This is a genomic window from Pseudomonas inefficax, from assembly GCF_032164165.1.
Classification (GTDB): Bacteria; Pseudomonadota; Gammaproteobacteria; order Pseudomonadales; family Pseudomonadaceae; genus Aquipseudomonas; species Aquipseudomonas inefficax.
This window is the reverse complement of record NZ_CP134401.1, coordinates 2237740-2263025: the sequence shown is the minus strand read 5'-3', so window position 1 is coordinate 2263025 and position 25286 is coordinate 2237740. Positions and strand designations below refer to the sequence as shown.

The 25286-nt window shown below is 62.5% G+C and carries 15 protein-coding genes; 4 read left to right on the top strand and 11 right to left on the bottom strand.

The genetic code is table 11. The features are described 5' to 3' along the window. The first annotated feature begins 24 nt into the window (after positions 1–24). On the top strand, positions 25–798 hold the full coding sequence (locus RIN61_RS10085; protein WP_112249624.1) for a ParA family protein: 774 nt from the start codon (positions 25–27) through the stop codon (positions 796–798). Here RIN61_RS10085 and trxC read toward each other — a convergent pair. From trxC to betI, 7 genes are all read right to left on the bottom strand, one after another. After that, on the bottom strand, positions 795–1229 hold the full coding sequence (gene trxC, locus RIN61_RS10080; protein ID WP_112249622.1) for a thioredoxin TrxC: 435 nt from the start codon (positions 1227–1229) through the stop codon (positions 795–797). The genes RIN61_RS10085 and trxC overlap by 4 nt on opposite strands. 129 nt (positions 1230–1358) lie before the next feature. Then, positions 1359–2819: a protein adenylyltransferase SelO gene (gene selO, locus RIN61_RS10075; RefSeq protein WP_112249620.1), complete on the bottom strand. Its 1461-nt coding sequence runs from the start codon at positions 2817–2819 to the stop codon at positions 1359–1361. Between the two features lie 180 nt (positions 2820–2999). Next, positions 3000–6308: a mechanosensitive channel MscK gene (mscK, locus tag RIN61_RS10070; RefSeq protein WP_313856995.1), complete on the bottom strand. Its 3309-nt coding sequence runs from the start codon at positions 6306–6308 to the stop codon at positions 3000–3002. Positions 6309–6343: 35 nt separating this feature from the next. Continuing rightward, positions 6344–8086 (bottom strand): potassium/proton antiporter, encoded by a 1743-nt coding sequence (locus RIN61_RS10065; protein ID WP_112249931.1) that lies wholly within the window; start codon positions 8084–8086, stop codon positions 6344–6346. 255 nt (positions 8087–8341) lie between these two features. Beyond that, positions 8342–10039 (bottom strand): choline dehydrogenase, encoded by a 1698-nt coding sequence (betA, locus tag RIN61_RS10060; RefSeq protein ID WP_112249615.1) that lies wholly within the window; start codon positions 10037–10039, stop codon positions 8342–8344. A 77-nt stretch (positions 10040–10116) separates the two neighbouring features. After that, positions 10117–11589 carry a betaine-aldehyde dehydrogenase gene (gene betB, locus RIN61_RS10055; RefSeq protein ID WP_133975992.1) on the bottom strand — a complete coding sequence of 491 codons (1473 nt, stop codon included), beginning with the start codon at positions 11587–11589 and terminating at the stop codon, positions 10117–10119. 39 nt (positions 11590–11628) lie between these two features. Then, the gene (gene betI / locus RIN61_RS10050) at positions 11629–12285 is read right to left on the bottom strand and encodes a transcriptional regulator BetI (protein WP_112249611.1); all 657 of its coding nucleotides are present in this window, start codon (positions 12283–12285) and stop codon (positions 11629–11631) included. Between the two features lie 534 nt (positions 12286–12819). On the opposite strand from betI, the gene RIN61_RS10045 reads away from it, so the two are divergent. Together RIN61_RS10045 and RIN61_RS10040 are read left to right on the top strand one after the other, a co-directional pair. Beyond that, entirely contained in the window at positions 12820–14766 is a 1947-nt protein-coding gene (locus RIN61_RS10045) for a BCCT family transporter (protein WP_252378435.1), read from the top strand. 118 nt (positions 14767–14884) lie between these two features. Next, positions 14885–19507: a dermonecrotic toxin domain-containing protein gene (locus RIN61_RS10040; protein WP_313856988.1), complete on the top strand. Its 4623-nt coding sequence runs from the start codon at positions 14885–14887 to the stop codon at positions 19505–19507. On the opposite strand, the gene RIN61_RS10035 is transcribed toward RIN61_RS10040, so the two are convergent. The 4 genes from RIN61_RS10035 to gpmI all read right to left on the bottom strand — a co-directional run bounded on the left by RIN61_RS10035 (position 19491) and on the right by gpmI (position 24666). Beyond that, a complete protein-coding gene (locus tag RIN61_RS10035; RefSeq protein WP_112249607.1) occupies positions 19491–20279 on the bottom strand; it encodes a divergent polysaccharide deacetylase family protein in 789 nt (262 codons plus the stop codon). The two genes, RIN61_RS10040 and RIN61_RS10035, sit on opposite strands and share 17 nt — an antisense overlap. Before the next feature lie 8 nt (positions 20280–20287). Next, on the bottom strand, positions 20288–21604 hold the full coding sequence (locus RIN61_RS10030) for a S41 family peptidase (protein ID WP_112249605.1): 1317 nt from the start codon (positions 21602–21604) through the stop codon (positions 20288–20290). 78 nt (positions 21605–21682) lie between these two features. Continuing rightward, complete coding sequence (locus RIN61_RS10025) at positions 21683–22987, bottom strand: murein hydrolase activator EnvC family protein (protein ID WP_313856986.1); 1305 nt, start codon at positions 22985–22987, stop codon at positions 21683–21685. Between the two features lie 143 nt (positions 22988–23130). After that, positions 23131–24666 carry a 2,3-bisphosphoglycerate-independent phosphoglycerate mutase gene (gpmI, locus tag RIN61_RS10020; RefSeq protein ID WP_112249601.1) on the bottom strand — a complete coding sequence of 512 codons (1536 nt, stop codon included), beginning with the start codon at positions 24664–24666 and terminating at the stop codon, positions 23131–23133. 206 nt (positions 24667–24872) lie between these two features. Between gpmI and RIN61_RS10015 the strand changes: the two genes are divergently transcribed. Then, positions 24873–25286 (top strand): rhodanese-like domain-containing protein, encoded by a 414-nt coding sequence (locus tag RIN61_RS10015; RefSeq protein WP_112249599.1) that lies wholly within the window; start codon positions 24873–24875, stop codon positions 25284–25286.

Sequence of the window (25286 nt, the reverse complement as noted above, 5' to 3'; positions counted from 1 at the left end):
TTCGTTGATACACGGAGGTCAATCATGCGGCGCGTGGTGTTCAATCAGAAAGGTGGCGTGGGCAAGTCGAGCATTGCCTGCAACCTGGCGGCGGTCAGTGCCAATGAAGGCTACCGGACACTGCTGATCGACCTGGATGCCCAGGCCAACTCGACCCAGTACCTCACCGGCCTCACCGGCGAGGAGATCCCCATGGGAATTGCCGATTTCTTCAAGCAGAGCCTGTCCAGCGGGCCGTTCAGCAAGAAGAACAAGGTCGATATCTATGAAACCCCGTTCGACAACTTGCACGTGGTCACCGCCACGGCTGAACTGGCCGACCTGCAGCCCAAACTGGAGGCCAAGCACAAGATCAACAAGCTGCGTAAGCTCCTCGACGAACTGGACGAGGACTACGAGCGGATCTATATCGATACCCCGCCGGCACTGAACTTCTATGCGGTTTCCGCGCTGATCGCCGCCGATCGCGTGTTGATTCCTTTCGACTGCGACAGCTTCTCGCGCCAGGCCCTGTACGGCCTGCTGGCTGAGATCGAAGAGCTCAAGGAAGACCACAACGAAGACCTGATGGTCGAAGGCATCGTGGTCAATCAGTTCCAGTCCCGCGCCAGCCTGCCGCAGCAGATGCTTGACGAACTGCTGGAAGAAGGCCTGCCGGTGCTACCGGTGTACCTGGGTAGCTCGGTGAAAATGCGTGAGTCGCACCATGCCAGCCTGCCGCTGATTCACCTGGAGCCCAAGCACAAGCTGACCCAGCAGTTTGTCGAGTTGCATTCGCTGCTCGAAGAGAACGCTTAGACCCCCTGGCTACGCAACCAATCCAGCAACGACTGGAGTGGAAACGCCCCAGCCTGGCGGCTGACTTCACGGCCATTCCTGAACAGCAGCAGGCTGGGGATCGAGCGAATGCCCAGTTGCCCGGCCAGGTTGCGGTTGGCTTCGCTGTCGAGCTTGGCCAGGCGGCAGCGGCCGGACAGCTGGCGGGCGGCCTGTTCGAAGGTGGGGGCGAAGGACTTGCACGGGCCGCACCAGTCGGCCCAGATATCGACCAGCAGCGGCATGTCGCCTTTGATCTGGCTGGCATAGCTGGCTTCGGTAAGTTCGAAGGGGGTGCTCAGCAGCACATCCTGTTTGCAGCGGCCGCATTTCGGCGCGTCGCCCAGGCGCTCGGCGGGCAGGCGGTTGAGGCCGTTGCAGTGGGGGCAGGGGATTACCAGTGGGTCGGACATTTCATCTCCAGTATGGCTTGCACGATTCCTTGTGGGAGCGGGTTCACCCGCGAAGAATAGGACGCGGTGGCTGGCACCGGCTGCGCCGGTGTTCGCGGGTAAACCCGCTCCCACAGGGTTCGGTGTTAATCAGGAAGAGCAGCTGATTTCCAGATGCTTGCCCCATTCCGGTGGCCGCTCGGCGTAGGCCTGCATTCCGGCTTGCTCTTCAAAGGGTTTGCTCAGCACCTCATGCAGCCGTCGCACTTCACTGTAGTCCCCCGCTTCGGCCGCTTCGATGGCTTTCTGTGCGAGATAATTGCGCAGTACATACAGCGGGTTCACCGCGTGCATCCGTTCCCGCCGACCCTCGGCATTGCCCGTTTCACGTTCGCAGCGGGCCAGGTAGTCCGCCCCCCAAGCGTCGAAACCGGCCAGGTCGATGAAGTCGTCGCGTACCACCTTCAGCGCCTCGGCTAAGGGCTGATCGCCCAGCTTGCGGAAAAACAGGTTGTAGTCCACACCACCGCTCTGCATGCACTGCAACAGGCGCTCTACCAACGCCATGTCGTCCTCTTCCGCGGTGGTCAGGCCCAGGCGCCGGCGCATCAGGTCCAGGTAGTGCGCCTGGTACAGCGGCAGGAACAGGCCCAGCGCTTCCTTGAGCGGTTCTACTTCGATCACCGTGGTCAGTGCCTGGGCCAGTGCACTGAGGTTCCAGTGGGCGATCGGTACCTGGTTGGCGTAGCTGTAGCGGCCACGGTCGTCGGAGTGGTTGCAGATGAAGTTGGCGTCGAAGTCGTCGAGGAAGGCGTATGGGCCGAAGTCGAAGGTGATACCGAGGATCGACATGTTGTCGGTGTTCATCACCCCGTGGCAGAAACCATAGGCCTGCCAGCGGGCGATCAGCTCGGCATTGCGCTCGACGATGGTGCGGAACATGGCCAGATAGGGCTGCTCGGCATCGCGGCATTCGGGGTAGTGCTGTTCCAGTATGTGGTCGATCAGCACGCGCTGCTGTTCTGGCTGCCTGGTGTAGTAGAAGTATTCGAAATGCCCGAAACGCACATGGCTCTGCGCCAGGCGGGTGAGCATGGCCGCGCTCTCGCGGGTTTCGCGCCAAACCGGGGTGCTCGAGCCGATCACGCACAGTGCCCGGCTGCTGGGAATGCCCAGGGCGTGCAGGGCCTCGGAGGCGAGGAACTCGCGGATCGAGGAGCGCAGCACGGCGCGGCCGTCGCCCATGCGCGAGTAGGGCGTCTGTCCGGCGCCCTTGAGGTGCAGGTCCCAGTGCTCGCCTTGGTCATTCAGCACTTCGGCCAGCAGCAGACCGCGGCCATCACCCAGGCGCGGGTTGTAGGAGCCGAACTGATGGCCGGAATAGACCATCGCCCGCGGGTCGGCCTCTTCCCATAGCTTGTGGCCGCTGAACAGTTCGGCAAAAACCGGCAGTTCTGCCTGGGCCGGGTCGAGGTCGAGCAGCGCCATGGCCGACTCGCTCGCTACCACCAGGCGTGGGTCTGCGATGGGTTCGGGCAGGACCTGGGTGGAGAACGCGTCGCCCAGGCGGGCGAAGCGGTTGTCGAAGGTGAGTTGGTCGAGGGCTTTCACGGGGCCGGCTCCAGAAATTGATGGACTGGGGCCGCTTTGCGGCCCTTCGCGGGCAAGCCCGCTCCCACAGGTATTGCGCAGTGCCTGAGAGCGGCGCGGCCCTTGTGGGAGCTGGCGCGCCCGCGAACGAGGGCGAAGCCCTCGCAGGGATTCTGCACAGAATAAAGTATTAGAGCCCACTCAGGCCGAAGCAGTGCCATCCGGTTTCGGCTGCTCCATCGGAATCAGCTGCTGCTTGCCGCCCTTAGAGTCCATCAGGAACACCTCGACCTGGCGCACCGAGATCTTGATGTTGTGCGCCTTGAACTCGCGGTTGATGTAGCGGTTGATCTCGTCCAGCGTCGGGTTGCGATCGCCCAGGTCGCGTACGTGCATGCGCAGCTCGTGGTCCAGCGAGCTCTCGCCGAAGTTGAGGAAGTACACGATCGGCTCCGGGTCCTTGAGCACGCGTGGGTTCTCCTGGGCGCCCTTGAGCAGCAGATCGCGCACCAGGTCCAGGTCCGAGCCATAGTCGATGCCCAGCTTCAGCGTTACCCGGGTGACCGTGTCGGTCAGCGACCAGTTGATCAGCTGGCCGGTGATGAAGGTCTTGTTGGGGACGATGATGTCCTTGCGGTCGAAGTCGGTGATGGTGGTGGCGCGGATGCGGATCTTGCTCACCGTGCCCGACAGGTTGCCGATGGTGATGGTGTCGCCGATCCGTACCGGGCGCTCGAACAGGATCATGATGCCGGAGATGAAGTTGGCGAAGATCTCCTGCATGCCAAAGCCCAGGCCCACCGACAGCGCGGCCACCAGCCATTGCAGCTTGTCCCAGCTGACCCCCAGGGTCGACAGGGTGCTGACGATGCCGATACCGACAATGGTGTACGACAACAGCGTGGTGGTGGCGTAGGCACTGCCCTGGGCGAGGTTCAGGCGGGACAGCACCAGCACTTCCAGCAGGCCCGGCAAGTTGCCGGCCAGGGCAAAGGTGATGCCGACTATCACCAGTGCGCCCAGCAGGTCGCCGAGGCTGATCGGCACCATGCTGGCGGCGGCGCCGGTGCCGCTGGTGTATTCGTAGAGGACGAAGTTGTTGAGGTAGGCGAACACCGAGATCAGGTCCGACCACACCCAGTACAGGCCAGCGATGAAGCCGCCAAGCAACGCCAGGCGGATAAGGCGCAGCGACTGCTGGTTGACCTGTTCGATGTCCAGCGTGGGTTCTTCGGTGATGACTTCGCCATCCAGCCCTTCCTTGGCCGCCGCCCGCTTGCTCAGTGCGCGCTGGTAGGCCAGGCGCCGTGCCGCCACCGACAGGCCACGCACGAAGGCAGCTTCGATCACCAGCCAGAACAGCAGCAGGTACAAGGTATAGATCAGACGGTCGGTAAGTTTCAGCGCGGTGTAGTAGTAGCCGAAGCACACGGCCACGAACAGGGCGATGGGCAGGGCGGTGAAGGCTACGCCCACGGCCTTGCGGAACAGCGAGGTGTCGCGGTGTGCCGGGCTGCTGAGCAGCAGGCGGCTGAGTAGCCAGGCCATCAGGGCGTAGCAGGCCAGTACTACGCCAATGCCCAGCACATCATCGGCCAGCGCCGAGGGCTGATGTTCGGCCACGGCCACCACCCCGACCAGTGCCAGTACCACGGTGCCCAGGCGGCGCACCCAGCCGCGCAGGAACTCGACCTGCGGCTTGTGCCAGCGGAAGTGGATTTCCGCCACGCCGCCCGGGGCGAGGATGCGGTAGGCGGTGTAGAACACCAGCCAGGCCTGGGCCAGTTGCCAGAGGGCGGCACCGAGGTTGGCATTCTGACCGCGGGCATCGATCTGCAGGGCGTAGCTGCACAGGGCCAGGCCCAGGCTGACCGGCATCGCCAGCAGGATGTTGATGAGAATTGCCTGGGGCGTGTGCCACTGGCTGTCACGGCGGAAGTGGCCGATGTCCTGGTGCACCTTGCCCAGCCGTTGGTACAGGTATTTGCGCCGCCACAGCAGGCCGCCGATCACCAGCAGCAGCGGCAGGAACAGCAACGGGCGCTGGCTCAGGCCGTCGCCCAGCTCCTTCAGGCCCGAGCCCCACGGCAGGTTGGCCACCTGGTCGGCCAGGCGCTCCGGCACATAGCGCAGCCAGTCCCAGTCCAGCGGCTTGTTGCTGGGGATCCAGAACATCTGCTCGTCGAGGGTGGTGCGCAGGCTCTGGGCGGTGTCCAGCAGCTGCTTCTGGTTGAGCTGCAGGGTGATCGATTCGTTGAGCAGCGCCGACAGCTCGCGGTTCAACCGCTCGAGCAGGTCGCTGCGGGTAATCGCCACTTCCAGCAAGGCCTTGCGCAGCTGTGGCGTCACCTCTTCCTGTGGCTGGGCAGCCAGCAGTTTGTCGACGTAGGTGACCGGGCTGCTCATCTGCTCGCGTTGCTGGTTGACTTCGAACTGGTACAGGCGGGTGTCGGCGATCTGGTCGGCCAGGTCGCGATCGACCTTCAGGTGCGGCAGGGTCTGCTTCTGCTTGTAGAGGATTTTCGACAGCAGCAGGCTGCCCTTGAGTACGTTGATCTGCTCGTCAAGCGCCTGGTCGGCCTGGGTCAGGCTGTCCAGCTGCTGCTTGGTGCGCAGGTTCTGCTGGGTCAGTTCGTTGAGGCGGTCGGTGCTTTTCAGCAGGTAGTCGGAGAGCTTGAGGTTGACCGCGCTTTCGGTGGCCAGCAGGCTGCTGCCGCCGGCTTTCTGGGCTTCGATCGACTGCTGGGTGACCGCTTCCTGGGACTGGGCCAGGCGCTTGTCGTTGATCAGGGTCTGCAGGTCCTGGATTTCCTGCTCCAGGCGCGCGGCGCGCTCGATCAGCAGGTCGTGGCGGGCGTTGCCCAGGTCTTGCAGCAGGCTGTTGCCGGCCAACTCCTGGCGGCGCAGCAGGGTCAGCGCGTTCAGCGAGGCCAGTTCGGCATTCAACTGGTTGCGCTGGTCGGCGTTGATCGGTTTGCCGGCGTCCTTGCCAGTCTTGAGAATGTTGTTGATCTGCTGGGTACGCGCCTGGCTGTTGCTGATTTCGGCCTGGGCGCGTTCCGGGCGGGTTTGCGAGTTGATGATCAGGCTGTTGGCTTCGGACAACGCTTTCTGCAGCTCACCCTGCAGGGTGCTGCGCTCGCTGAGCATCTGCTCCAGTTGCGGCACCGACAGGGTGGCGTACCGCTGGGCCACCGGCTGAGGCTTGCTTTCCTTGAGCTTGGCCAGTTCGCGCTGGCTGTCGCTGGTTTCTTTCGGCGCGCCGGTCAGCTGCTGCTTCAGCGCGGCGAGCTTCTTCTCGTTGTCTTCCTTGCTGGCGAGCAGGCTGAGGGATTGCTCCAGCACCTGCTGCAGGGCTTTCTGCTCGGCCTCGGGCAGCTTGCGCTCGGCGATCTTGTCGAGGCTGTTCTGGATGCTGGCGGTGGTCGGGGCTTCTGCTGCAGTGGCTGCAAAAGAGAGAGACAGACACAGCCCGAGGAGGGCTGTGCGAAGGTACACGCGCAGTGACATAGGCAGGCTACTTGTGGATCCGGCAGAAACGAAGTTTAGAGGAACAATCCTGGTCCGGGTCGCGTTCCTTCGGGGAATCTGACGCCTACTTTCTGGATCTTGTTCCCGTCCATGGTGGCCACGGTCCAGATCGTGCCATGCCATTCGACCTGGTCACCTACTACTGGAGCGCCTCCGACCTTCTGTCGGATGAACTGGGCCAGCGGCATTTTCGCGTCCAGGCCGTCGAGTTTCAGGCCGTACAGAGCTGCCACCGCACCCAGTTCGGCATCGCCTTCGAGCACGAAGTCGCCGAAGAAACGCAGGTCCAGGCCACGTTGTGGCGCCTGGCTGAAGAGTTTGCCCAGGGCCGGCAGGTTGTGCTCGTGGCCGATCACGCAAAGCATGTCACCCACTTCCAGCACGGTGCTGCCCGACGGGTGCAGCAACTGTTCGCCCCGGAACAGCGCCGCGATCCGCGTGCCTTCGGGCATTTTCAACTCGCGCAGGGCGGCGCCGATGCACCATTTTTCGGCACCCAGGCGGTAGACGAACATTTCCCACTCGCTGGTGATGTGTACTTCCAGGGCAGAACGGGAGATTGGTGCCGGGTCTGGCGGAACCGTCACTTTCAGCAGTTTGGCCATCCACGGCAGGCTGGTGCCTTGCACCAGCAGCGACACCAGCACGATGAAGAAGGCCAGGTTGAAGAACAGCTGGGCGTCCGGCAGGCCGGCCATCAACGGGAACACCGCAAGGATGATCGGTACCGCGCCGCGCAGGCCGACCCAGGAGATAAAGCCCTTTTCGCGGCCATGGAAAGCCTTGAACGGCAGCAGTGCGGCGACCACCGACAGCGGCCGTGCCACCAGGATCATCCACAGCGCCAGGCCCAGCGCCGGCAGGGCGATGGGCAGCAGGTCGTGGGGCGTGACCAGCAGCCCCAGCACCAGGAACATGCCGATCTGCGCCAGCCAGGCCATGCCGTCGAGCATGTGCAGGATACCGTGGCGGCTGCGGATCGGCTTGTTGCCAAGCACCAGGCCGCACAGGTACACGGCGAGGAAGCCGCTGCCGTGCAGGGCGTTGGTCAGCGAGAACACCACCAGGCCGCCGGCGATCACCAGGATGGGGTACAGGCCGCCAGCCAGCTTGATGCGGTTGACCAGTTGCAGCATCAGCCAGCCGCCGCCCAGGCCCAGCAGCCCGCCGATGCCGAACTCGCGCAGCAGGTGAGTGAGCAGGCTCCAGTGCAGGCCGGTCTGGCCGCTGGCGATCATGTCGATCAGGGTGACGGTGAGGAACACCGCCATCGGGTCGTTGCTGCCCGACTCGATCTCCAGGGTGGCGGTGACCCGCTCGTTCAGGCCCTTGCCGCCAAGCAGCGAGAACACCGCGGCGGCGTCGGTGGAGCCGACGATGGCGCCGATCAGCAGGCCCTGGATCAGGCTCAGGTTGAACAGCCAGGCGGCGACCAGGCCGGTGAGGGCGGTGGTGATCATCACGCCGATGGTGGCCAGCGACAGCGCCGGCCACAGTGCCACGCGGAAGCTCGCTACCCGCGTGCGCAAGCCGCCGTCGAGCAGGATCACGGCCAGCGCCAGGTTGCCCACCAGGTAGGCGGTCGGGTAGTTGTTGAAGATGATGCCGCCACCATCGACCCCGGCGACCATGCCGACAGCGAGGATGATGACCAGGATAGGGATGCCCAGGCGCGACGACAGCGAACTGACCAGGATACTTGCGCCCACCAGCAATGCGCCGATCAGGAACAGGCTGTTGATGGTGCTTGCATCCAAAGGCAGGTACTCCGGGGTATTGCGGAAAGAGGACTTGACTGGCAAGTCGCGTGCCAATCGATTCTAACCTGATGAATTGGCAGGCTGTAAAGCGTTTCTGCAGATGTGCAAAAGGCACCGCGATGGGTGCCTTTCATTGTATTGCCTGGGTGGGCCTCTTCGCGGGCGCGCCCGCTCCCACAGGTGAATCACAAATCTCAAGTTCTGTGAGAATCCTGTGGGAGCGGCTTTAGCCGCGAAGAGGCCGGGGCAGGCTTACGCCTGCTTCACTTCACGCATCGGCTTGCCCTTCACCGGTGCATCGCCCGCCACATAGTACTTGGCGGTGCTGCGCGGCAGCGGCTTGCGGCCACGGATCTTGTCCGAGATCTTCTCGGCGATCATGATCGTGGTGGCGTTGAGGTTGCCGGTGATGATGATCGGCATGATCGACGCATCGACCACACGCAGGCCCTTCATGCCATGCACGCGGCCTTCGCCATCGACCACCGCCATGTCGTCGGTACCCATCTTGCACGAGCACGACGGGTGGAAGGCGGTTTCTGCGTGCTCGCGGATGAACTTGTCCAGTTCTTCGTCGGTCTGCACGTGCGCGCCCGGGCTGATCTCGCGACCACGGTACGGGTCCAGCGCCGGCTGGGCCATGATTTCGCGGGTCAGGCGGATACCGTCACGGAATTCCTGCCAGTCCTGCTCGGTGGCCATGTAGTTGAACAGGATGCTCGGGTGCTGGCGCGGGTCCTTCGACTTGGCCTGGATACGGCCACGGCTTGGCGAACGCATCGAGCCCATGTGCGCCTGGAAGCCGTGTTCCTTCACACCGTTGGAGCCGTTGTAGTTAATCGCGACCGGCAGGAAGTGGTACTGGATGTTCGGCCATTTGAATTCAGGGCGGGTACGAATGAAACCACCGGCCTCGAACTGGTTGCTGGCGCCGATGCCGGTGCCGTTGAACATCCACTCGGCACCGATGGCCGGCTGGTTCCACCACAGCAGCGACGGGTACAGCGACACCGGCTGGGTGCAGGCGTACTGCAGGTACAGTTCCAGGTGGTCCTGCAGGTTTTCGCCAACGCCCGGCAGGTCGTGCACCACAGGGATGTCGAGGCTTTCCAGCAGGGCGCGCGGGCCAACGCCGGAGCGCTGCAACAGTTGCGGCGAAGCGATTGCGCCGGAGCTGACGATCACTTCCTTGCGGGCACGGGCTTCGACGCGCTCTTCGCTGTCGCCGACCAGGTAGGTCACGCCAATGGCGCGCTTGCCGTCGAACAGCACGCGGTCAGTCAGGGCGTGGGTGACGATGGTCAGGTTCGGGCGCTTCTTGGCCTGGTCCAGGTAGCCGCGAGCGGTGCTGGAACGGCGGCCGTTCTTGGTCACGGTACGGTCCATGGGACCGAAGCCTTCCTGCTGGTAGCCGTTGAGGTCTTCGGTGCGCGGGTAACCGGCCTGGACGCCGGCTTCGACCATGGCGTGGAACAGCGGGTTGTTGCCAGCTTTTGGCGTGGTCACGCTGACCGGACCTTCGCCGCCGTGATAGTCGTTCGGGCCGATGTCACGGGTTTCGGCCTTGCGGAAGTACGGCAGGCAGTCCAGGTAGGTCCAGTCTTCCAGGCCTGGCAGTTCTGCCCAGCCGTCGAAGTCCATGGCGTTACCGCGGATGTAGCACATGCCGTTGATCAGCGACGAGCCGCCCAGGCCCTTGCCGCGACCACACTCCATGCGGCGGCCGTCCATGTGCGGTTCCGGGTCGGTCTCGTAGGCCCAGTTGTAGCGGCGGCCCTGCAGCGGGAAGGCCAGGGCGGCTGGCATCTGGGTGCGGAAGTCGAAGCGGTAGTCGGGGCCACCGGCTTCCAGCAGCAATACGGTGACGCCGGCGTCTTCGGTCAGGCGGGTCGCCAGGGTGTTACCGGCCGAGCCGGCACCGACGATGATGTAATCGAATTCTTGGGACATGAAAGTACCCTCGTGTTGGCGGTGATAAGGGAGCGGGAACGCCCGTGCGCAGCGGCACGGGCGTGGCTAGACAGGGTTTAGAAAACCGAGTTGTAGCCGCCCAGCTCGACCTGGACCGACTTGATGCGAGTGTATTGAGCCAGCGAGCTGATGCCGTTCTCACGGCCGACGCCCGACTGCTTGTAGCCACCGACCGGCATTTCGGCCGGCGATTCGCCCCAGGCGTTGATCCAGCAGATACCGGCTTCCAGCTTGTGGATGATGCGGTGGGCGCGGGTGATGTCGTTGGTGCAGACGCCGGCGGCCAGGCCGTACTCGGTGTCGTTGGCACGACGGATGACTTCTTCTTCGGTTTCGTAGGTGAGGATGCTCATCACCGGGCCGAAGATTTCTTCCTTGACGATGGTCATGTCGTCAGTGCAGTCGGTGAACACGGTCGGGGCCACGAACGCACCCTTGGCGAAATCACCGGCGGTCAGACGCTCGCCACCGCACAGTACGCGGGCACCTTCTTCCTTGCCCTTGGCGATGTAGCCAAGCACGCTTTCCATGTGCTGGAAGCTGACCAGCGGTCCGAAGTTGGTGTTTTCGTCTTCCGGGTTGCCAGCGCGGATGCGGGCAACGCGCTCGACGATCTTGGCCTCGAAGGCAGCCTTCATTTCAGCCGGGATGAACACGCGGGTGCCGTTGGTGCACACCTGGCCCGAGCTGTAGAAGTTGGCCATCATGGCGATGTCGGCGGCCTTGTCCAGGTCGGCGTCGGCGCAGATGATCAGTGGCGACTTGCCGCCCAGTTCCATGGTGACTTCCTTGAGCGACGAGCTCGAGGCGCTGGCCATGACCTTCTTGCCGGTGGTGGTACCGCCGGTGAAGGAGACTTTCTCGATGCGTGGGTGCTCGGTCAGCCAGGTGCCGACTTCGCGGCCGCTGCCGGTCAGTACGTTGAACACGCCATTAGGCAGGCCGGCTTCGGTGTAGATCTCGGCCAGTTTCAGGGTGGTCAGCGAGGTGACTTCCGACGGCTTGAAGATCATCGCGTTGCCGGCGGCCAGGGCCGGGGCGGATTTCCACAGGGCGATCTGGATCGGGTAGTTCCAGGCGCCGATACCGGCGGTCACGCCCAGCGGCTCGCGGCGGGTGTAGACGAAGGACGATTCACGCAGCGGGATCTGCTCGCCTTCGATGGCCGGAACCAGGCCAGCGTAGTACTCCAGCACATCGGCGCCGGTGACGATGTCGACGTAACGGGTTTCCGAGTACGACTTGCCGGTGTCCAGGGTTTCCAGCATGGCCAGCTCGTCGTTGCGCTCGCGCAGGATCTCGACGGCGCGGCGCAGGATGCGCGAGCGCTGCATGGCGGTCATCGCGGCCCATACTTTCTGGCCACGCTCGGCGCTTTCGACGGCCTTCTCGACGTCAGCCTCGGTGGCACGTTGCACGTGGGCGAGGACTTCGCCGGTAGCCGGGTTGATGGCCTCGAAGGTGGCATCGCTGCCAGCGTCGACGTAAGCGCCATCAATGTAGAGTTTTTGCGTTCCGAAACGGGCCATAGTGTCCTCGCAAGTGCAGTGTGTGGTTTGGCTTGCGCGTCAGGCTCCTGCCGGGTTGGCCAGGGCCGTGCGTGCTTGTTCAGCGGCCTGGTCGTTTGTACCCAGGGTGTGCTGTTTAGCCAGTTGTAGATCCATGTATTCGTAAGCAATCCGTATCGCCTGGTCGGTGTCAAATGCATCACCCGACAGGGCGCCACGCAGCCACAAGCCGTCGATCAAAGCCGCCAGGCCGCGGGCTGCCTTGCGCGCATGGTAGAGCGGCAGGGCGCGGCGGAACTGGCAGCACAGGTTGGAATACAAGCGGTGGTCGTTGATCCGCTGCAACCTGTGCAAATCGGGCTGGTGCATGCTGGAAGCCCAGAAGGCCAACCAGGTTTTCATCGCCGGGCCGTTCACCTGGCTGGCATCGAAGTTGCCCTCGATGATCACTTTCAGGTGGGCGCGCGGGCTGTCGTCCGTCAGGGCCTGGCGACGTGCTCTGACGCCTTCGTTGAGCATGTTCATGATGTAACCCATCGTCGCTGCGATCAGGCCGTTCTTGTCCCGAAAGTAGTGACTGATGATGCCGTTCGACACACCGGCCAAACGGGCAATCAGCGCAATGCTGGCGTCACCCAGTCCGACCTGATCGACCGCCAGCAACGTGGCTTCGATCAACTGCTGGCGGCGGATGGGTTGCATACCGACCTTGGGCATCTTGCTATCTCCTCAGGCCTGCGAGCAGACGACGGGCGGCTGACTCGGCGAAGGCCAGTCTATTTTGTTTTGATTGAACGTTCAATCAATAAAGAATAAGCTCTGCGACAATTTGTGCCATTGACAGTTTTTCAAGCGGTCTAGAAAGCACGGATTGACACCCCAGGAAATCGCGTAACCCCCGGAATACAAGGCGTTGACGGGCATGAGCGATGCGAAATGCAGATTCTGCCGTGCGGTCATGGACCCTGCGGCGGGCCCTTGGAGCGGGCGGGGTGATCTGTGACGAATGCGCGCACCTCGGCTGAGGTGTGGCATTTTCAGCAGGCCACCTGTCTGTTTTTTTGCAACGTATCGATTCGGGATCACGGTTTCCAAGGGTGCTTTTATAACACCTGATGCAGTGGGGATATTCCACCAATTGCTCGGGAAAGACTGATTAGCCTCCACAGCTGCACTGCCCGGAGCATTCGTGCAATGAGTTCTGCCTCACTTACCAACCCTCCGGCCGAGAGGGTACGGGTCAACCGCGTGGTGTTCTTCACCTCCGCGCTGATGATCCTCGTTCTGACTGCCTTGCTTATCGCTGTACCCGAAACCGCCGGCCAAGTGCTGGGCGTGGCCCAAAAATGGCTGACGCGCACCTTCGGCTGGTACTACATGCTGGTAATCGGCGGTTACCTGCTGTTCGTCATCTACCTGGCCTTCTCCGACTACGGCAAGCTCAAGCTTGGCGGCAAGGATGACCAGCCCGACTTCAGCTATGGCGCCTGGGCCGGCATGCTGTTCTCCTCTGGTATCGGCATTTCGCTGCTTTACTTCGGCGCCTCCGAGCCGCTGGACCACTACTACAACCCACCGGAAGGCGCCTCTGCCAGCCTCGATGCAGCGCGACAGGGCCTGCAGCTGACCTTCCTGCACTGGGGCCTGCATGGCTGGGCGATCTACGCCCTGGTCGGCCTTGCCGTGGGTTACTTCGCCTACCGCCACAACCAGCCGCTGGCCCTGCGTTCGGCGCTGTACCCGCTGGTCGGTGAGCGTTGGGTCAAGGGCGCTGCCGGCAATGCCGTGGACATCTTCGGCATGTTCGTCACCCTGCTGGGCCTGGTGACCAACCTGGGCATCGGTTCGATGCAGGTGGCCTCCGGCCTGGAATACCTGTTCGGCATGGACCACAGCAAGACCAACCTGCTGGTGGTGATCCTGGTCATGGCCGGCGTTGCCACCGTGGCTGCGGTCTCGGGTGTGGAAAACGGCATCCGCCGCCTGTCCAACCTGAACATCGTGCTGTTCAGCGGCCTGCTGATCTTCGTCCTGCTGGGCGGTGAAACCCTGCACCTGCTCAACGGCTTCGTGCAGAACATCGGCGACTACCTCAACGGCATCGTGCTGAAAACCTTCGACCTCTACGTCTATGAAGGCGAAACCGGCAAGTCCGAGCGCTGGCTGGGCCTGTGGACCGTGTTCTACTGGGCCTGGTGGATCTCCTGGGGTCCGTTCGTCGGCATGTTCATTGCCCGTATCTCCAAGGGCCGCACCGTGCGCCAACTGGTCAGTGGCGTGTTGCTGATCCCACTGGGCTTTACCCTGGCCTGGCTGTCGATCTTCGGCAACACCGCGCTGGACCTGGTGATCAACCAGGGCGCCGTGGAGCTGGGCAAGACCGCCCTGGAGCAGCCGTCGATGTCGATCTACCAGCTGCTGGAGTACTTCCCGGCGGCCAAGATCGTGATCGGTGTAGCGGTGTTCGTCGGCTTCGTGCTGTTCCTCACCCCGGCCGACTCCGGCGCGGTGATGATGGCCAACCTGTCGTGCAAAGGCGGCAAGGTAGACGAAGACGCCCCGCACTGGATGGTGGTGTTCTGGTCGGTGGTCATCACCCTGGTCACCATCGGTTTGCTGTTTGCCGGTAACTTCGAGGCCATGCAGACCATGGTGGTGCTTGCGGGCCTGCCGTTCTCGGTGGTGCTGGTGCTGTTCATGTTCGGCCTGTACAAGGCCATGAAGCAGGATGTGGTGGTCGAGCAAGAGCGTGCCGAGCTGGCCGCCCGCGGTCGTCGCGGCTTCAGTGAGCGCTTGACCCAGCTGGAACTGCAGCCGACCCAGGCCGTGGTGCAGCGTTTCATGGACAAACAAGTCAGCCCCGCGCTGAAGGAAGCGGCCGCTCAGCTGCAGACCCTGGGCTTCGAGGTGGAAACCCGTGTCGGCCAGTCGCGCAACATGATGGGCCTGCGGGTGATGATGGAAGAGGGCAACCCGTTCGTTTATGAAGTGAGCCTGGACGGCTATCTGGCCGCGCCTAGCGAAGCGCCGGTGGAGGGCGAGCCGGAAGTGCGCCAGCGCTTCTACCGCGCCGAGGTGTACCTGCACGATGGTAGCCAGGAGTACGACCTGATGGGCTTTGCTCCGGACCAGATTGTGCGCGATGTGCTGGATCAGTTCGAGAGCCACCGCCAGTTGCTGGGGCGTGTTTACAGCTGATCAGCTATATCCAAAGGGCCTTGCCAAATGCAAGGCCTTTTTTTTGCCCAAGCATTATGTAACCCGCGCGGTTGATACAGCCAAGGCACCTTTCTGGTTTTGCCAAGAGGTGCTTTACATGAAACATCCCGCCTTCGACTTCCAGTACGCAGCCGCCAGGCATTTCTCCGACCGTCCGACGTTACGTCAAGTGGCGAGTCGCCAGTTACTGGAGGTCTTGCTGGCTGAGCTGCCGTGGCTTGCCTATGTGACCCCAGCGCTGTCGGATGCCGACCCGTTGATGCTTGATAGCCCAGACCCTGCCACGCCTTATTGGACCACACAGTCTTTGCTCGACAGGGTGCTCGAAGCCCTGCGTGGTCCTGGCGAGCTGGATCTGGAGCCAATCGGCGAGCGTCATTACAATCTGGGCTTGACGGCAGACTACCGCTTCGCCGGCTCCGACAGCGAATTTGCCACGCGGCAACTGGCCGGTTTGTCGGCCCCGCTCAATGAACTGCTTGAACAGTTGCCGCAACGGTTCTGTGAAGCGCAGCTGGACTACTGGCGGGCCAAGGGTAGCGCTGGCGTTAGCCGGGACAGCTGGTTGCAATTGCTGCTGCGCACCGCCCTGTTGCGCGGGCTACCGTTGCAAGGTCTGGACAAAGAGGAGCAGGCTTGCTTGCGCGGCTTGATCAGCGGTGGCAAGGATCAGCCCCTGGTGTTTGTTGTGCAAGCCAAGTTGGAAAGTGGGTCGCTGCATTTTCAGGAGAAGCTCAGCAGCCTGCTGGTGCTGGGGGAGTCCGATGCCCGTCAGATGGTGTTGTGGTGCGCCCCGTCGGGCATTGTCCGTAGTTTTGCCTCGTTATCAGCGTTCGGCGAAGGCTTGCGCGACGAATTGGCCCAGCGCTACAGCTTCGACAGTCTCAGCTGGGCCCGCTGCAGTGTTGAGGGCAACGTGTTTGCCCAACAGGTATCGCTGCTTCTCGACGGCATGTTCGAACGCTTTGAGCTGTTACGTCACGAAAATTTTGCCGATATCGACGAGCTTGAGCGGTGCTACGCCCGGTTGAGCGATCCAGCCGCCTGGTTCCTCCGTTATGAGGACGAGACGGCAGCAGTTGTACCACCTCCGGGAATTACGGCCAGTGCGCCGCAGGACAGTTTTGCATGGTGTGCTGCTTTGCTGCAGTTGGCGCTGCACCACATGGATGCCGATGGCGTGTCAGCGCTGGATGGCATCCAGCCATTAACGGAGTACGCCAGCCAAAAGTTGAGTGAGCGGATCGCCGAGGACCATGGCGATGACACCTCTCCCGATGACCTGATGCTGGACTTATACCGCGCCAACGGGGTACCGGGCGGGGCGGCGACAGGTGCAGGTGGTGGTGAGCCCTTGGTGTTTGTTGGCAGCAAGACCCTGACACAGTTCGCCATCGGCAACCTTGCTTCGCTCAAGGGGGCTTTCATCAAACAGATTCGTCGCCAGGACGGCAAAGCAAGCCCGGCCTGGCTGACTGCAAAGGCCGCTGCACAGCTGGTGACTGAACTCGATATCGGAGGCCAGTATCCGACCTACGTGGCTGCTCGGCTGAACGATACTAACGGGCGGGCCGAGCGTGTGATGCGCTTTGGCAAGGAATGGCGAAGCGCATTACTGGCGAGCGCCCTGGCTGGGAAGCTGGACGAAAAGGTGTCCGAAACCGGTTTGCAGTGCGTGATTGATTTCTGCGCGGGCCATGTGGACCCACAGACGCCTAGAATGACCATTTTCCCCCTGGCATTCAGGCGCAGTAGCACCTCTACGCACAAAGACGCGGTACGTGGCATGTATGTCCTGTTCTGTGCCGAGCCGCGTAGGGTGTTGTTGTACCGGCCGTTGTATCGGCAGGACACCGTTCGCGAGTATGCGAGCCTCGCCGCATTGCTTGAACACGTGCAAGAGTCGTCGTTGCTGCAAGCCAGCATCCTCGACTGGATGGAGCCAGACGCCAGGAGCATCTACCAGCAAGGTGGCTTCACCGAGCCGCATATTGTCAGCCTGGGCATCGACCCGTATGCGTTGCCCGAGCGCCCTGCCCCGGCGGTGCTCGACATCAAGCTCTGGCACAACGACCTCGACGAACGTTTGTACAAGGCCAATGCTGATTTGCTGATCGAGCTGGCAGACCTGCAATCCGTTTCCACTGCCGAAAGCCGCTGGGCGCTCCTGACTGAGGGGGCCTGGCTGTTGTTCGATGTAGCGACCTTGGCGGTGCGCGGCCCGGTTGCTACAGCAGCCTGGCTCTTGCAGCTGCTAACGTCGTTGCAGCATGACCTGATGGCGCTGGAGCAGGGCAGCGATTTCGACCGGCCTGCTGCCATTGCCGATCTGTTGCTGAACCTTTCGATGGTATTGCTGCACGCCCATCAACCGAATATTGAAGTATCTCCCGAGGCCTTGCTTGGTACCTTGAGCTTTGAAGGCTCCCGAGCGCAGACAGGGGCGTTCGGCGAAGTGGCTGTCAAACCCGTCGAGCAGGCACTCATCCCCTTGGTCGGCCAGGCGATAGACTTTTCGTGGCGCGGCCAGCACGGCTTCAACTGGTTGCCGCCGGCACAGCGCAAGCAGTTGCAAGCCATGCGCTCGAAGGTGTCGATCAATGGTTTGCAGCCCCTGCCTGAGGGTGTGAACGCGGGGTTGTATCGCATCGATGGCAACTACTATGCCGCCATGTCGGGTGACGTCTACCGCGTGGAGGTTTTATCGCAGGGTGTTCGGGTAGTTGATGGCACAGGCGCACCAGGGCCATGGCTTACCTTCATCAATGGAGTCTGGCGCATCGATAACGGGTTACGCCTTGCCGGGGGCGCCCCGGGCGGCGCAGCTCGGACTGCCGCACGGTTCAACGCCATGCATACGCAAATTGCGCGCCTGGACACTGAAATCGCAAACGTCAGGTTGAACGTGGCAAGCGCAGGCTCTGATGTTGTCGCCGCTGGGCGCGAGCTTGAAACCGTACAGCGCTTGCGCAGTGGTTTGCCGTCGCAGATCGGTTCGGCACCGGCGACCGAGGAACTGTCGGGTTTGCAATCGCTGGCGCTCAAGTATGACGAAAAAATCGCCACGCTAAAGACTCGTATCGTGCAAGCGCGGGAACTGGCGGCGACTTCACTGGAAGAAGCCGTTCGCAAAGGTCAGGATCGGCTAGAGCTTTTATCGGCCATGGCAGAAGCCAAATATGCGACCCAGCGCAGGAAAGGTGACTGGGACCCTGTGCTTGAAGAGCATCAGACCACGAGCCGAGTCGACCTGATTCGCGACAGCCAGTTCGTTTATAACGAGTTCTGGATCCTTGCCGACTACCCTCAGCTGAGCGTGCTGCAAAGTAACGTTGATGGTAAGCCCTTGGCAGAAGTTGGTGAACAATACGCCGCGCTTCGCGATCGTTTGGCGATCGTTGCCGAATACCAGGATCGCATGCTCGCCATGGGCATCGTACTGGATGACTTGCTGGCCAGTTCGCCGGATGATCTGGTCATATCCTCGGTCATTCCCGAGCACCAGAAAACAGTGGGGCAGTTGATCCGTGAACGCAGATTCACCACGATCCAGCTGCGTTTCCACCAGGTTCAAAACCTCGCGGAACTGGCGTTGCACCTGGACGCAGCTTCTGGCCAGCAGACGGTTGCTGCCTATCGGGAAGAACTGGTCGGGCTGTCCCTGCGCAGTGCGGCTGATGCGCACGGTGAGCTGGACATGGCCAATCTTTCGGCAGAAGACCAGGTGGTGATCCTGCAGGAGGCATGGGATGAGTACTCTGCTGCACTACTCAACAGTGCTCGAATCCTGCGTGATGGCGGCGAGCTGATAGAGCCTGCCATGCTTGAGCGGTACCGTCAGCATGTCGAGCAATTGAAGCATGATGCGGGACAGCGCCTGGTCGCCGCGCTGCAGCAGCCAGCCGTTGATGCGGTGGGCAAACGTGTACCGTATCTGGTTTCCACCGAGCAACAGCGGGTGGTGCGCAACCGCGAGGGCCAGCTGATGATCGGCACGCAGGTCGAGATCGACGGCCAGCCTGTCGTCGAGGTGCGCGAAGCGTTCAGTGAGGAGGTGCTGGCGACTTTTGACCTGGTGGAGGGCCAGTGGGTGCAGCGTGTCAGCAAGCACCCATCCTTGGCCGAAGATAGCGCGTCGAGTGACTTGCCGATGTGGGTCCAGGCTTTGCTGGATGATAGTAACACTGTGCGAGCCAAGGCCAGTGACTATGTCGAGAACGATATCAAAGGCACCTTGCTTGCCCAGTTGTTTGACCAGCAGCTGGAGAGACTGGACAAGGCGGTTGATGTGGTGCGCGATGCCGGAGGAAACGATGCGCTGATAAGAAGCCTTGAGCGTGACGCCGATACCCTACGCCACGAGAAGAGGCTGCAACTGACAACACTGTATACCGATACCAAATATCCTTCGGCTGAAGCGTTGCGCTTCCTGCATGGCGAAGGTTTGATCCGGGTCGAATACACCGCAAGGCAGACCATGCAGGATGGTAGCGTCTTTGATGAATACCGTATTGTGCGCCTGCCAAGCAAACGCAACCTCTGGGCTGCGCATTTTCATTTGCCTACACATGATGCCAACGCTGAGGACTTTACCGTGGGCCATCTCAAGACCTGGAGCCAGCGTCGGCTAAGTAGCCGCCTGGCTGCCATTGCGGGTCAGCGGTTGCATCGCGGCAAACTGACCCTTGAGCAGGCCAGAGGCATCATTCCGTTCCGCTGACCTGGCCAGCTGGGGCAATTGCACGGTGCCTGCGATGCGCAGGCATCGTCTGGTTGCCACGTTCGGCAATCATCTGCTCCAGGCTGATCAGTTCGATGCCCTGGCTTTTCAGCCGGGGCAGCTCGCGCGCCAGTACCGCCAGTGTCTGCGGATACGGGTGGCCGATAAGCACTGCCGAGCCCTGCCTGCGGGCAAGGACGATACCCTGGAGCAATTGATGTTCGATTGCCTCGAGCGACCGCTCATTATCCAGAAATACATCGCGTGATACATGGGCCAGGCCCATCTTCTGTGCGTGCGCCGCCGCCACGGTAGCGGCACTGGTGCGACTGTCTACGAAAAACAGGTGACGACGTTGCAGTTCGGCCATCAACCAGGCCATCGCCTCGTCCTGGGCAGTCATGCGGCTACCCATGTGGTTATTGATGCCAACAGCGCACGGGACTTTGCTCAACGCCATGTCCAACCGCTTGGCCAGCGTTTCAATCGGCACACCTGGGTGCCAGGCATAGGGTCCGGTGGCCGGGTCCATGGGCATGTGCAGGATCACCGTCTTGCCAGCCTTGTGTGCCTGACGGGCAAAGTCTGTGGCATGTGGGGTGTCAGGCATGATCGCCATGGTCACCGGGCCGGGCAGGGCCAGGGTACGGCTGTCGCGCTCGCTGCTCTGGCCCAGGTCGTCGATGATGATGCTCATGTAGGCCTTGCCGGCCGGCGCCGCTTGCGCGGCACTGGCCATCAGACCAAACAGCAGACACAACAGAAAACGCATGGGCTGGATCATTCGCCCTTGGTGATGTTCAGGCCCTTGAGCAGGCTCAGGGCCTGGCTCAGCTGGAAGTCGTCATCCTGCGGGCGCTCCTTGCGCTTGCCGCTGCCGGTCGGGCGGTCGGCGCCGCCGTTGCCATTGCCCAGGTGGCCCTGCAGGTCAGCTTCCTTGAAGTTGTCGGTGTCGGCTTCGGCAGTGAGCTTGGCTGGGCGCACTTCGATGTCGGGGACGATGCCCTGGGCCTGGATCGAGCGGCCGTTGGGGGTGAAGTACAGTGCGGTGGTGAGCTTCAGCGCACGGTCGTTGGCCAGTGGCAACACGGTCTGCACCGAGCCTTTGCCGAAGCTGTCGGTGCCCATCAGCACGGCGCGTTTCTGGTCTTGCAGGGCGCCGGCGACAATTTCCGACGCCGAGGCGCTGCCGCCGTTGATCAGCACCACCAGTGGCACGCCGTCGCTGGCGTCGGCCGGGTCGGCCGAGAAGCGCAGCTCGGAGTTGGCAATGCGGCCCTTGGTGTAGACGATCAGGCCCTTGGTCAGGAAGTGGTCGGCCACTTCCACCGCCGACTGCAGCACGCCACCCGGGTTGTTGCGCAGGTCCAGTACCACGCCGCGCAGCTTCTTCCCGTTGTCCTTGCGCAGCTTGGCCAGGGCCTTGCCCACTTCGTCGCCGGTCTTGACCTGGAACTGAGTGATGCGGATGTAGCCGTAGTCGTTCTCCAGCAACTGGCTCTTCACGCTCTTGACCTGGATGACCGCGCGGGCCAGGGTCACGTCGAAGGGGGTGCCGCCGTCGCGCACAAGGGTCAGGGTGATTTTCTCGCCGACCTTGCCGCGCATCTTGTCGACCGCTTCGGTCATGGTCTGGCCGCGGGTCGGGGCGCCGTTGATCTTGACGATCAGGTCGCCGGCCTGCACGCCAGCACGCGAGGCCGGGGTGTCATCGATCGGCGAGACCACCTTGATGAAGCCGTCTTCCTGGCCCACTTCGATGCCCAGCCCGCCGAACTCGCCGCTGGTGCTTTCCTGCAGCTCCTGGAAGTCCTCGGGGCCGAGGTAGGCCGAGTGCGGGTCGAGGTTGCTGAGCATGCCCTTGATGGCATTTTCCAGCAGGGTCTTGTCGTCCACCGGCTCTACATAGGCCGCCTTGATGCGGTCCATTACCTCGGCGAAGGTGCGCAGCTCTTCAAGCGGCAGCGGTGCCTTGGCGGTCACCTCGGTGGCCGGTACTGCGGCCGGCTTGGCCGGCTCTGCGGCAGTGACCAGGGGCGCGCCGACCGCCAGGGCGATGGACAGGGCCAGCTGGGTGAGACGAGGCGAGTGCAGCATGTCGAACGAACTCCTGATCCTGTAAGCGCTCCCTGGGGAGCGTCGGCGCAGCCCAAGGGCTACGCCGTAGAAATTTGACTAGCCCCGGCACCACTGCGAAGGATCGGTAGGCCGACCTTGTTGGCGGATGGCGAAGTACAAGCCGGCAGCGTCCTGGCCGCCGCTGTCGCCAACGGTGGAAATGGCCTCGCCGGCCTTGACGATATCACCGGCGCTCTTGAGCAGGCTCTGGTTATGGCCGTACAGGCTCAGGTAACCGTTACCATGGTCGAGAATGACCAGAAGCCCGGCACCGCGCAACCAGTCGGCGAACACTACGCGCCCGCCATGCACGGCTCGTACCTGGGTGCCCGGGTTGGCGCTGATCATCACCCCGTCCCACTTGGCACGGGCATCGCTGCCGCGGGCATCACCGAAACGTGCCAGCAATCGACCATTGACCGGCCATGGAAGTTTTCCCCGTGCGGCAGAAAATGCGCCGCCGTAGCTCGCGCCATCGCTGGAAACCATCGGACCCAGGGTGGTGCGGGCCTTTTTCGGTGGCTCCACCGGTTCGCCGGCCTGTTCGCGGGCGGCAGCGGCGGCCAAGGCTTCCTGCTGACGGCGTTTTTCCGCTTCCTGCAGGGCCAGCAAGGCCTTCTTGCGCGCTTCTTCGGCCTCGCGGGCCTGGCGGGCGAGGGTTTCTTCGATGGTCTTTAGTACTTTGGAAAGGTCGGCTTGATCCTGCTGGCGCGATTGCAGCTTCTGGTCGCGGTCCTTCATGTCGCTATTGAGCCTGGCCAGTACCTGCTGGCGCTTGCCTCGCTCGGTTTCCAGGGCCTGGCGGCGGGTGTCCAGGTCGGCGCGCTGGGCCAGCAGCTGTTGCTGCTGGGTAGCGATTTCCTGTTCGACGTTGGCCAGTTGGCGCAGGGTCTCGTTGAAGGTGCGCAGTTGCTCCAGGCGCGCCTTGCTCAGATAGTCGTAGTAAGTGAGGGTTCGGGCGAACTTCTCGGGGTTCTGCTGGTTGAGCAGAAGCTTGAGGTATTCCTCGCGGCCGTTCTGGTAGGCCGAACGAGCCTGGATGGCGATCAGTCGCTGTTGTTCAACGCGGGCGCTCTGGAGTTTTTTTTTCTCGGTATCAAGGCGCTCCAGCTCGCCTTCGGTCTTTTTTAGTTCTTGCTGCAGGGCCTCCACCTGCTTTTCGAGGTTGCCGATATCGGTCTCGGTGGCTTTGAGGTCCTTTTGCACACCGGCTTTTTCTTCCTGGAGCTTGCCCAGCGTCTTCTTGAGCTCGGCAATGTCCTGACGGGTGGCGTCCAGTTGCTGCTGGGTCTGCGCACGCTCATCGGCGAAGGCCGGGCTGAGCAGGCAAGACAGGGCTAGGAGAATCAGGGCGCGAAGCATGGGGTTTGGCGTACCAAGGATGGAGACTGGCCTAGTATGCCCGCGCGGGCGGGCAAAAAAAACGCCTCGCTGCGGGTGCAGAGGGGCGTTTGTCTGGAATTCATTTGTAATTGGGGCCGCAAAGCGGCCCCTATAGCTCAGGATCAGGCATCGACCAGGATGGATGTACCGGTCATTTCCACCGGCTTTTCCAACCCCAGCAGCTTCAGCATGGTCGGCGCCACATCGGCCAGCACACCGCCGTCACGCACCTTGACGTTGCGCTTGCCGACATAGATGAACGGCACCGGCTCGGTGGTGTGCGCGGTGTGCGCCTGGCCGGTGCACTCGTCTTCCATCTGCTCGACGTTGCCGTGGTCTGCGGTGATCAGCGCTTCGCCGCCGACCTTGTCCAGAGCCTCGACGATGCGCCCGACGCAACCATCCAGGGCCTCGACGGCCTTCACCGCAGCTTCGAACACGCCGGTATGGCCGACCATGTCGCCGTTGGCGTAGTTGACCACGATCACGTCATAACGCTGCTGCTCGATGGCTTCGACGATGCGGTCGGTAACTTCGGGCGCGCTCATTTCCGGCTGCAGGTCGTAGGTGGCAACCTTCGGCGACGGGATCAGGATGCGCTCTTCGCCTTCGAACGGCTCCTCGCGGCCACCCGAGAAGAAGAAGGTGACGTGTGCATACTTCTCGGTCTCGGCGATGCGCAGCTGGGTCTTGCCGTTCTTCGCCAGGTACTCGCCCAGCACGTTGTTCAGGCTGGCCGGAGCGAAGGCGGCGGGGGCCGGGATTTTCGCCGAGTACTGGGTCAGGCCAATGTAGGCGGCCAGTTTTGGCAGGCGGGCGCGGGGGAATTCATTGAAGTCGGGCTCGACGAACACGCGCGACAATTCCCGGGCGCGGTCGGCGCGGAAGTTCATGAAGATCACCGCGTCGCCGTCTTCGACCTTGACTGCTTCACCGACGCGTGTGGCCTTGACGAACTCGTCACTCTCGTCGCGAGCGTAGGCCGCTTCCAGGCCGGCCAGGGCGGTGTCGGCGGTGTATTCGGCAGCGCTGTCGACGATCAGGTTGTAGGCGGCGCTGACGCGGTCCCAGCGGTTGTCGCGGTCCATGGCATAGTAGCGGCCGATCAGGCTGGCGATGCGGCCCTTGCCCAGCTTGGCAAAGGTGGCATCGAGCAGTTCGATGGACGACTGCGCGCTGCGTGGCGGCGTGTCGCGGCCATCGAGGAAGGCATGCAGGTAGATATTCTGCGCACCGCGCTGCGCGGCAAGCTCGGCCATGGCCACCAGGTGGTCCTGGTGGCTGTGTACGCCGCCATCGGACAACAGGCCCAGGATATGCACCGCCTTGCCGGCACTGGCTGCCTTGTCCACGGCGCCGGTCAGTACCGGGTTCTCGAAGAAATCGCCGTCGCGGATGGCCTTGGTCACCCGGGTGAAATCCTGGTACACGACGCGGCCGGCGCCGAGGTTCATGTGACCGACTTCGGAGTTGCCCATCTGCCCGTCCGGCAGGCCGACATCCATGCCCGAGCCGGAAATGAGGCCATGCGGCTGGCTGGCGCGCAGGCGGTCATAGACCGGAGTGTTGGCGGCATAGATGGCGTTGTATTCGGGGCTTTCGCTGTGGCCGAAGCCATCCAGGATGATCAGGACCAGGGGTTTGGGCGTACTCGTCATCAATCAAACTCACGGTTGTTCAAAGATGATAAAGACACGCATTTTAGGGCAAATGCGCCACCGGCGGCGAATATTCGTCCTGTTCCCTGACCAGCGTGGCCAATGTGGCAACATGAAGGTACCTTTCCGGCCGGCCCGTCGGGCTTTGGTGGCAATAAGGGGCTGTGTATACTGGCCGGCATTTTCAATCGCGTGGAACACCCCAGATGGTTGCTAACCTGATTCAATTTGCGACAAACCACTACATCCTGGTGGCGATCTTCGTTGTCTTGCTGGTCGCGCTGCTGGTCAACGAAATCCGTCGCGGCGGCCAGAGCCTGAGCAACGGCCAGCTGACTGCCCTGGTCAATGCCGAGAAAGCCCTGGTCATCGACATCCGCCCGGCCAAGGAATACTCCGCCGGTCACATCGTCGGTGCGGTGAACATCCCGCAGGACAAGCTGGTCAACCGCATGAGCGAGCTGGACAAGCACAAAGACAAGACCCTGATCGTCGTCGACTCTATGGGCCAGCAGTCCGGCACCATCTGCCGCGAGCTGCTCAAGGCTGGTTACAACGCCGCCAAACTGAGCGGTGGCGTTTCCAGCTGGAAAGCCGATAACCTGCCCCTGGTGAAGTGA